Annotated in this window: 6 protein-coding genes; 5 read left to right on the top strand and 1 reads right to left on the bottom strand. The window is 47.5% G+C overall.

Annotated features, from left to right (window positions below; translation table 11 throughout):
* The first annotated feature begins 518 nt into the window (after nt 1–518).
* The 3 genes from NZ772_15550 (at nt 519) to NZ772_15540 (ending at nt 1,388) form a co-directional block, all read left to right on the top strand.
* A complete protein-coding gene (locus NZ772_15550; GenBank protein MCS6814971.1) occupies nt 519–761 on the top strand; it encodes a hypothetical protein in 243 nt (80 codons plus the stop codon).
* 83 nt (nt 762–844) lie between these two features.
* The gene (locus NZ772_15545) at nt 845–1,147 is read left to right on the top strand and encodes an NfeD family protein (GenBank protein MCS6814970.1); all 303 of its coding nucleotides are present in this window, start codon (nt 845–847) and stop codon (nt 1,145–1,147) included.
* Between the two features lie 16 nt (nt 1,148–1,163).
* Nucleotides 1,164–1,388 carry a hypothetical protein gene (locus NZ772_15540; GenBank protein ID MCS6814969.1) on the top strand — a complete coding sequence of 75 codons (225 nt, stop codon included), beginning with the start codon at nt 1,164–1,166 and terminating at the stop codon, nt 1,386–1,388.
* A 219-nt stretch (nt 1,389–1,607) separates the two neighbouring features.
* Here NZ772_15540 and NZ772_15535 read toward each other — a convergent pair whose 3' ends face one another.
* Nucleotides 1,608–2,270, bottom strand: a complete 663-nt coding sequence (locus tag NZ772_15535; protein MCS6814968.1) for a TerB family tellurite resistance protein — start codon at nt 2,268–2,270, stop codon at nt 1,608–1,610.
* 235 nt (nt 2,271–2,505) lie between these two features.
* On the opposite strand from NZ772_15535, the gene NZ772_15530 reads away from it, so the two are divergent.
* Both NZ772_15530 and NZ772_15525 read left to right on the top strand, forming a co-directional pair.
* Complete coding sequence (locus NZ772_15530; protein MCS6814967.1) at nt 2,506–2,874, top strand: EamA family transporter; 369 nt, start codon at nt 2,506–2,508, stop codon at nt 2,872–2,874.
* Between the two features lie 22 nt (nt 2,875–2,896).
* Nucleotides 2,897–3,708: insulinase family protein (locus NZ772_15525; GenBank protein MCS6814966.1), on the top strand; the 812-nt coding region annotated here is incomplete at its 3' end.

The raw sequence follows: 3,708 nt of genomic DNA, 5'->3' as shown, positions 1-3,708 counted from the left end.
ACAGTTACCTAGATAACACACCCTTCAGCGTTATTTGTGAGATTCGCTACATTACTAGTTAGCTTGCTTAACAAAGCACTCACAAGCTCTGACAAAGAACCAGTAGTCACCTACAAACTCTACTCAGAGAATAAATCCCATGGCTTCTTTGCATTTAACCTCCGTCAGTGTAGCACCGGATTTAAGATTCTACCAAAGGCATGAGAATTTTACCAAAGGTAATCGATAGCCCCTTATCTCACAAATTTATCGTTATTAGTAGACATATTGAAGCGGCAAGACTATACTTATCTTGAGCATATGGAGTACTAGCCTAACTTCTATAGCTCACGGTAGTAATCTGTTGGAATCGCAGTGGAAAATCTCACAAATTTGTGAGTTTATTCTCTAATAGATAAGATTCAGCTAGACAATAGTGATTCCGGCTGATCAACTTGATGATTCGTTGGCTAGGCAGGTGTTGAGGACGGAAACGAGCACGATTGTTCAATCCATTACCCACTGTAGGAGCTTCGATTATGACTTGTCCCAACTCCCATCGTGACTGTATCGACTGCCCGTTCAAGCAAGATCCCAATGACCCCCAACGCTGGGTTTGCATCAAGTGTGGTCGTACCCATTCCTTTCGCCGGTCTGATTCTGAACTGATTATTCTATTTATCGTTGTGTTCGTAATCAGCCTAATTACCCTAGCGGCTTTAAGAGAACCAGAGCCGTCACCAGACCCTGTGCCTGCCCCTCCAACAACTGGCATTGCATAAATGCCACGATTTCAGCCCGAAGAGATTTGTGAGGGGTGCGTAGATGTTTCTCAGCTAAGAATCTAACACAAGAGGACGAGCCAATGTTTGAACGGGAAATTGAATGGTTTGCGCAACGGCTCACAGGTCGGGTAGAGATGGAGGTTACACCATATCAACTAGGACGGGTGCAATTTCAAGGTACATCTTGGTTTGCTCGCCTAAACGATCCTAGCTACTACGACGTGATACGAGCAGGTGAAGTGGTGCTCGTGCTAGGACGCGAGGGCAGCACTACGCTGATTGTGATGCCGATCGACATTAGCGTACAAGCATCAGACAACGATCACACCCAAGACAATCACCGACCCACTAGGAATGGTTGGTGGCAATGGTTAGCAAGTTAGACTAAGGTGCAAGCTAATGAATCATAAGCATGGTGGTCTGTTTCGATTTGCAATCAAGTTGCTGACTTTATTTTTGCTGGTGTTGTTTGGGTTAGCGATCGCCTGCTTAGTTGCGATCGCCTATGGTGGGTTACACATCGTAGCGCTACTAATGGGTAATGTGTGGGTGTGGATTGGGCGCATGGCTGTATTGGTGATGTGTGTATTGCTAGTGGCGGTTATACAGGAATCTCTACGATAGTTAATATTGCTACATCACTAGAGTACAAATAAAACCCTACCCTGAAGAGGGATCCAGAGCAGGGCCATTTTCGGGATGGAGTTTGACAACTCACTTCTACAGAATATAGTATTTGTGAACTAATGTCTAGTCAGTGTATAATTTTCTCGCAATTGTTCCAACAGTGTCTGTCTGTGTTGGCCTCAGCGTACCCTAACAGTAGGGGGTTACGTCTTCTTGTCAGTCGTCTGCTAGGTAGGACAAAGCGCGGAACCGTAGCTCCACCAGTTGTTTATACAAAGGATTAAGCTTGCAAAGGGGGGGAATGTGAACCACCTTCTGCCCAAAGAGAGTGATGTCACGCTCAAAGGGGCATTGGGGAGGAATCATCTTGCAGAGAAATCTGGCAACCCGTGGATCGTGAATTTCCATGCGATCTAACCAGTCTCGTAAGGGATTCAGCAAGTCAAAGCTGTGGGAATCCTCATCAGCAGCAACTTGTGTGGTTGAGCTGGCTGGAGATTCGGTAGTTAGTGGCTCTAGGGTAGACCGCAGTGCAGCTAGAATTTCTACTTTGAGTCCTAAGGTTTGACAAAACTCTGTGAGCACAGCATCCTCAGGGGGAGAATAAACGCCATCGGCGATCGCGACCATGACGGCTGTGCGCAGGAAGTTCTCTGCTAAGTTGGGGTCATGGCCTAAAATTTGATCCAGCTCTTGGGGTGTAATCGGGTCGAGGGCACTTTGGGTAGCATTCATCACCGACTGATCATGAGTCAGGTCAGCGATTAGCGATCGTTCACTGTCGTCAAAATCTCCATCTGCCCAAGCAATCGTCATTAGCCCGCGTAGCCATGCAGAAATCTGCTCATCGTTCAAGGATGGTTGCTGGTTACTGGTCATGATCACAGTTAGCGTTCTGGTCACCCCAATCTTACATCCCCTCACCCAAGAGATCCGTCAAAACCTAATAAACTATTTATTTGGGCCAAGCGTGTATAGTAGTTGGTTGGGCATTGTCAATACTATTACCGATGATTAGAAAAGGCAAAGGTATTAGTGGTGGTACAGGCAACTGAACCTGTCGCAATCTGTCCCCAGACTATGTAACCCTGTTATGTCATGAGAGGAATAAATTGTGAGCTTGCAAGAACTTGCGTTGCTATTGATGTCCGTCTTAGCTGGTGTAGGCGGGCAATTTTTCCTCAAGACGGGGGCACTGCGCCTAGGTCGAGTAGGCACGGGTAACATCATCGCAAAAGTGATTAGCATTACCACTACTCCAGAATTATTAATCGGACTAACGTGCTACGGCCTGGGAGCAGTAGCCTACATTTTGCTATTAACCCGCGTGAAGTTAAGCATTGTGGGGCCATCGGTAGCGCTCAGCTACGTCTTTTCAGTGCTGTTGGGCTACTTTGTGTTTCAAGAAACGGTGCCGTTGACACGCATCATTGGGCTAGTGCTGATTTTTGGAGGCGTGGTGCTAGTGGTGTGGAAGAATTAGCAACAACGATGAGGATCTAGCGATGGTGATTCAACATAGGCTGAAGCTGGCGCTAGTCTGCTTGCTGGGATTGATTTGGGGTGGGGTGATTATGCCAGGGATGGCGATCGCCCGTGAGTTGCCCGCAGATCAGGGATCAGTGGCGGTTCAGTCATTACAACCCTACTTCGATCGAGTTACTCAGCAGGTAACCGAATTTCGCCTAGGGAATGGCATGACGTTTATTGTTCTAGAGCGACACCAAGCTCCTGTGATTTCGTTTTTGACCTATGCCGATGTGGGTGGTGCTGACGAACCTGACGGCAAGACGGGGGTCGCCCACTTTTTGGAACACATGGCCTTCAAGGGAACTCGCCGCATCGGCACAACCAACTACTCTAAAGAACAACAATTACTCGCCCTGTTGGATCAGCTAGATGCTCAAATGCGGGCGGCAAAGGCAATGGGTGATGAAACCAAACGTGCAGCTTTGGCGACGGAATTTGCTCGAGTCAAAGCTGACGCTAATCGGCTGATCAAGCAAAACGAGTTTGGACAAATCGTAGAGCGCTATGGGGGAGTTGGCTTAAATGCCAACACATCTACAGATGCAACCCGCTATTTCTATAGCTTTCCGGCCAACAAGCTGGAACTGTGGATGTCCCTAGAGTCAGAACGATTTTTAGAGCCTGTGTTCCGAGAGTTTTACGAAGAAAAAGCCGTGATTTTGGAAGAGCGGCGAATGCAGGTAGACAATTCTCCTACAGGGCAATTGTTTATAGCGATGATGGAGGCAGCCTTTCAGCGGCATCCCTATCGACGACCTGTGATTGGCTATGTGCAAGATTTAGAGAA

The sequence above is a fragment of the Cyanobacteriota bacterium genome (assembly GCA_025054735.1).
Lineage (GTDB): Bacteria > Cyanobacteriota > Cyanobacteriia > SKYG9 > SKYG9 > SKYG9.
This window is presented reverse-complemented; position numbering and strand designations above follow the sequence as displayed.